Raw genomic sequence first — 5,509 nt, 5'->3', positions numbered from 1 at the left:
GCGCGTGCTGGGCGATCTGCCGGACCAGCGTCCGGCGGTAGGCGTCCGGCATCCAGTCGCGGGGCTCGATCCGGTCGCCGCGGCCGATCGTCGCGTCGAACGCCGCCTGCGGCGCGGCGTCCGGCTCCACCGGTGTCGTCACTGGTCCCTGCCCCTCCCGGCGTCGACGTATTTACTTACCGTTCGATCAGTAATAACGTGACACGAGACCGCCGCCCGGCGCAAGAGGGGGCGCCGCGCCCCGCCTCGGAGAGGAGCACGCGTGAGCCCACTGCTGGAGAGCTACGCCGCCGGACGCTGGTTCCGTGCGGACGACGACGGGGAACCTCTGCTCGACGCCGCGACCGGCGAGGAGGTCGCGCGGCTGGCGGGCCGCGGCCCGGACGTCGCGGAGATGGTCCGGTACGCCCGCGAGACCGGCGGCCCGGCGCTGCGCGCGCTGACGTTCCATCAGCGCGCGGGCCTGCTGAAGGCGCTCGCCAAGCACCTGACCGAGCGCAAGGAGGAGCTGTACGCGCTGTCGCTGCGGACCGGCGCCACCGCTCAGGACACGGCCGTCGACGTCGACGGCGGCATCGGCACCCTGTTCGCCTACGCGAGCAAGGGCGTGCGCGAACTGCCGGACGACACGATCGTCCTCGACGGCGGCCCGGAGCGCCTCGGCAAGGGCGGGACGTTCGCCGGGCAGCACGTGTACGCGTCCCGGCCGGGCGTCGCGGTGCAGATCAACGCGTTCAACTTCCCGGTGTGGGGGATGCTCGAGAAGCTCGCCCCCGCCTTCCTCGCGGGGCTGCCGTCGATCGTCAAGCCCGCGAGCCAGACCGCGTACGTCACCGAACTCGCCGTCCGGCAGATCATCGCGTCGGGCCTCCTGCCCGAGGGGACCCTGCAGCTCCTCACGGGACGTCCGACGGGCTGCTCGACCGGCTCACCGTCCAGGACTCGGTCGCCTTCACCGGCTCCGCGCACACCGCCGGGCTCCTGCGCCGCCACCCGAACGTGCTGGACGGCGGCGTCCGCCTCGGCGTCGAGGCCGACTCCCTCAACTGCTCGATCCTCGGCCCCGACGTCCGTCCGGACGACCCGGAGTTCGACCTGTTCGTCAAGGGCGTCGTCACGGAGATGACGGTCAAGGCGGGGCAGAAGTGCACGGCGATCCGCCGGGTGCTGGTCCCCGCGCCGATGGCCGAGCCGGTGATCGAGGCGCTCGCCGCGCGGCTCGCGAAGGTCACCGTCGGGGATCCGCGCAACCCGGACGTCCGGATGGGGGCGCTCGCGAGCCTCGGGCAGCGCGCCGAGGTGCGCAAGGCCGTCGAGGCGCTGCGCGCCGCCGCCGAGCCTCGTCGCCGGGGACCCGGCGGGCGCGGGCCCGCTGCTCGACGGCGACGCCGAACGCGGCGCGTTCATGACGCCGCTGCTGCTGCGCGAGCGTCCGGGCGCCGCCGAACCCCACGACGTGGAGCCGTTCGGGCCGGTCGCCACGGTCCTGGCGTACGACGCGTCGGCGACGCGGTCGAACTGGCCGCGCGGGGCCGGGGCAGCCTCGCCGCGTCCGTCGTCACGCACGACCCGGACGTCGCGCGCACGGTCGTCCGCGGGCTGGCGCCGTGGCACGGCCGGGTGCTCGTCCTCGACCGGGACGACGCGAAGGAGTCCACCGGGCACGGTTCGCCGCTGCCCGCGCTCGTCCACGGCGGCCCCGGCCGGGCGGGCGGCGGCGAGGAGCTCGGCGGGATCCGCGGCGTCCTCGGGCACATGCAGCGCACCGCCGTCCAGGCGTCGCCCGACCTGCTCACCGCGGTCACCGGCACGTGGACGGCGGGCGCCGCGCGCACCGAGACCGGCGCGCACCCGTTCCGCAAGCCGCTCGCGGACCTGCGGATCGGCGACACCATCGCGTCCGCGCCGCGCACCGTCCCGCTCGACGACATCGCCCACTTCGCCGACTTCACCGGCGACACGTTCTACGCGCACACCGACCCCGAGGCCGCCGCCCGCAACCCGCTGTTCGGCGGCATCGTCGCCCACGGCTACCTGGTGGTGTCGCTGGCCGCCGGGCTGTTCGTCGACCCCGCGCCGGGACCCGTCCTGGCGAACTTCGGCGTGGACGGCCTCCGCTTCCTCACCCCGGTCAAGGCGGGCGACTCGATCGCGGTGACGCTGACCGTCAAGCAGATCACGCCGCGCGCGGGCGCCGACTACGGCGAGGTCCGCTGGGACGCCGTCGTGACGAACCAGGACGGCAAGCCCGTCGCCGCCTACGACGTCCTCACGCTCGTCGCGAAGACCTGGCCGCAGACGTCCGGCTGACCCCGCCCGTCCGGTGTCGTCCGGTTCGGGGGCATGTGCCGGACCGGAGACACGGGTCGCCGGAGCGCGCGGGGTGCCGGGCGGTCAGGGGCGGTCGGCGGCGCCCCAGCCCGCGCCGGGGCCGTGGGCCTCGTCGAAGACCAGCCAGGTGCGGGTGGCGCGGACGCCCGGGATGTCCTGGACGCATTCGAGCACCACGTGCCGCAGGGCCGCGTTGTCCGGGGCCCTGACCAGTACCAGGACGTCGTAGTCGCCGCCGACCATCGCGAAGTGCTCGACGTACGGGATCTCCTGGAGGCGGGCCGACACGGCCCGCCAGGAGTTCTGCTCGATGGTGACCGAGACGTACGCGCTGGTGCCGAGGCCCGCCTTGTGCGGAGCCAGCTCGACCGTGAACCCGGTGATCACGCCGTCGTCGGTGAGCCGGGTGAGGCGCGCGTAGGCGTTGGCGCGGGAGATGTGGACGCGTTCGGCGAGGGACCGCACGGAGATGCGGCCGTCGCGCAGCAGCTCGGCGATGATCGCACGGTCCACCGCGTCCAGCGGCGCGGCCATTCGTCCCGGCACATCGCCCGCAACACCCTCTTCGCTGGACATTCGGCCCTCCATACGCCCCGCAAGTGCTTACTTGTCGCTCATTGTGCCCGAAGTCTTGAACAGATGGTCGGCTCGGCGGACGCTCTCCCTAAAAGCGTCCAGAGAAAGCGAGCGACGCCATGTCCGTGGCCGCACATCGTTCGGAGGCCGAACGGCTGCTCCCCTCGCCCGTCCCGGTGCGCTTCGTCGCGCCGGACGGCACGGCCGCGGAACCGCCCGCCGGGTACCCGGCACCGGCGGCCGGGCGGCTCGTGGACGGCTACCGCCGGATGGTCCTCGGCCGCCGCTTCGACGCGCAGGCGACGGCGCTGACCCGGCAGGGGCGGCTCGCCGTCTACCCGTCGAGCCGGGGGCAGGACGCCTGCCAGATCGGCGGCGTGCTCGCGCTGCGCGAGGACGACTGGCTCTTCCCGACCTACCGGGACTCGGTGGCGCTGGTCGCCCGCGGCCTCGACCCCGTCGAGGTGCTCACCCTGCTGCGCGGCTCCTGGCACTGCGGCTACGACCCGGCGGCCGTGCGCGTCGCACCGCAGTGCACGCCGCTGGCGACGCAGACCGTCCACGCGGTCGGGCTGGCCGACGCGCTGCGGCGCAGGGGCGCGGACGGCGTCGTGATGGCGTTCGTCGGGGACGGCGGCACGAGCGAGGGCGACTTCCACGAGGCGCTCAACTACGCGGCCGTCCTGCACGCGCCCGTCGTGTTCTTCGTGCAGAACAACAAGTACGCGATCTCCGTACCGCTCGCGAAGCAGACCGCGGCCCCCGCGCTGGCGTACAAGGGGATCGGGTACGGGGTCCGGTCTGAGCAGGTCGACGGCAACGACCTCGTGGCGGTGCTGGCGGTCCTGGACGCGGCGGTGGCGAACGCGCGGGCGGGCGGCGGCCCGTCCCTGGTGGAGGCGCACACCTACCGGATGGACGCCCACACCAACGCCGACGATGCCGCGCCGCTACCGGACGGCGGAGGAGGTCGAGGAGTGGGAGTCGGCCGATCCGATCGCGCGGCTGGAGACCCATCTGCGCGGCCGCGGCCTGCTCGGGGACGCCGACGTCGCCGCGGCGGGCGAGGCCGCCGAGGAGTTCGCCGCGCGCCTGCGCGAGCGCATGAACGCCGACCCGGAGGCGGATCCGCTGGAGCTGTTCGACCACGTCTTCGCCGAGCCCACCCCCCAGTTGCGCGAGCAGCGCGACCTGCTGGCGTCCGAACTGTCCGCGGAGGAGTGACATGACCGAGTCGACGATGGCGCAGGCGCTGAACCGCGCGCTGCGGGACGCGCTGAGCGAGGACGAACGCGTGCTCGTCTTCGGTGAGGACGTCGGCCCGCTCGGCGGCGTCTTCCGCGTCACCGACGGGCTGACCGCCGCGTTCGGCGACGACCGGTGCTTCGACACCCCGCTGGCCGAGGCCGGGATCGTCGGCCTCGCCGTCGGCATGGCGATGGGCGGGTTCCGCCCGGTCGTCGAGATGCAGTTCGACGCGTTCGCCTACCCGGCGTTCGAGCAGATCGCCTCGCACGTCGCCAAGACCCGCAACCGGACGCGCGGCCTGCTGTCCCTGCCGATCGTCATCCGCATCCCCTACGCGGGCGGGATCGGCGGCGTCGAGCACCACTGCGACTCCAGCGAGGCGTACTACGCGCACACCCCCGGCCTGAAGGTCGTCACCCCGGCCACCCCGGACGACGCGTACTGGCTGCTGCGCGACGCGATCGCCGATCCGGACCCGGTGATCTTCATGGAGCCCAAGCGGCTGTACTGGGCCAAGGGCGGGACGAGCGGCGCCGCGCGGCGGCCCGCCGGGTTCGGGCGGGCGGCGGTGCGGCGCGCGGGGGCCGACGCGACGCTCGTCGCCTACGGCCGACCGTCCCGGTGGCGTTGCAGGCGGCGGAGGCCGCGGCGCGCGACGGCGTCGACCTGGAGGTCGTCGATCTGCGCACGATCGTCCCGTTCGACGACGACACGGTCGTGGCCTCGGTGCGGAAGACGGGACGCTGCGTGGTCGTGCAGGAGGCGCAGGGGTTCGCCGGGGTGGGCGCGGAGATCGCGGCACGGGTGCAGGAACGCTGCTTCCACTCGCTGGCCGCGCCGGTCCTGCGGGTCACCGGCTTCGACGTCCCCTACCCGCCGCCGCACCTGGAGCACGCCCACCTGCCGGACGCCGACCGGATCCTCGACGCGGTCGACCGGCTCCAGTTCGAGGACGAACCGGACGTCCTGCACCTCGCCCGGGAGGCGTCGTGACCACCGCGACACGGCGGGTGTTCCGACTGCCCGACCTCGGCGAGGGGCTGACGGAGGCCGAGATCGTCGGCTGGAAGGTCGCGGTCGGCGACACGGTCGAGGTCGACCAGGTCGTGGTGGAGGTCGAGACCGCCAAGGCCGTCGTGGAGGTGCCGGTGCCCTACGCCGGAACCGTGGCGCGGCTGCACGCGGAGGCGGGCGCCGTGCTCGCGGTCGGCGAACCCCTCATCGAGGTCGGCGCCGCCCCGGACGGTCCCGCGGAGCGCCACCGGGAGGAGGAGCGGGCGGGGTCGGGCAACGTCCTGATCGGGTACGGCACCGGGCGCGCGGACGGGACGCACCGGCGGCGGCGGGCGCCCGG

At 74.4% G+C, this 5,509-nt stretch carries 3 protein-coding genes and 4 pseudogenes; 5 read left to right on the top strand and 2 right to left on the bottom strand.

The genetic code is table 11. The features are described from left to right. Positions 1-142: pseudogene (locus BJF79_RS54050) on the bottom strand (1,2-phenylacetyl-CoA epoxidase subunit A); the annotation flags it as partial. Positions 143-262: 120 nt separating this feature from the next. On the opposite strand from BJF79_RS54050, the pseudogene BJF79_RS62260 reads away from it, so the two are divergent. Then, positions 263-847: pseudogene (locus BJF79_RS62260) on the top strand (aldehyde dehydrogenase family protein); the annotation flags it as partial. Continuing rightward, positions 748-2,310: a phenylacetic acid degradation bifunctional protein PaaZ gene (gene paaZ, locus BJF79_RS30575; RefSeq protein WP_262402768.1), complete on the top strand. Its 1,563-nt coding sequence runs from the start codon at positions 748-750 to the stop codon at positions 2,308-2,310. The pseudogene BJF79_RS62260 and the gene paaZ, both read left to right, overlap by 100 nt. An 84-nt stretch (positions 2,311-2,394) precedes the next feature. Here the strand turns inward: paaZ and BJF79_RS30570 are convergent, their stop codons facing one another. Then, entirely contained in the window at positions 2,395-2,907 is a 513-nt protein-coding gene (locus BJF79_RS30570) for an Lrp/AsnC family transcriptional regulator (RefSeq protein WP_075902626.1), read from the bottom strand. A 119-nt stretch (positions 2,908-3,026) separates the two neighbouring features. Between BJF79_RS30570 and pdhA the strand changes: the two are divergent. The 3 genes and pseudogenes from pdhA to BJF79_RS30555 all read left to right on the top strand — a co-directional run. Next, a pseudogene (gene pdhA, locus BJF79_RS30565) lies at positions 3,027-4,131 on the top strand (pyruvate dehydrogenase (acetyl-transferring) E1 component subunit alpha). Position 4,132: 1 nt separating this feature from the next. Then, positions 4,133-5,148: pseudogene (locus BJF79_RS30560) on the top strand (alpha-ketoacid dehydrogenase subunit beta). Next, positions 5,145-5,509, top strand: a 365-nt coding sequence (locus BJF79_RS30555) for a biotin/lipoyl-containing protein (protein ID WP_316043473.1), incomplete at its 3' end; no start/stop codon positions are given. The pseudogene BJF79_RS30560 and the gene BJF79_RS30555, both read left to right, overlap by 4 nt.

Source organism: Actinomadura sp. CNU-125 (genome assembly GCF_001942465.1).
Classification (GTDB): Bacteria; Actinomycetota; Actinomycetes; order Streptosporangiales; family Streptosporangiaceae; genus Spirillospora.
Note: the sequence above shows the minus strand (reverse complement) of the source record. Positions and strands in the feature narration are given on the sequence as shown.

Bases quoted from the DNA above. Each gene is read 5' to 3' on its own strand.
- BJF79_RS30570 (WP_075902626.1), bottom strand. From the start codon at position 2,907: ATGTCCAGCGAAGAGGGTGTTGCGGGCGATGTGCCGGGACGAATGGCC.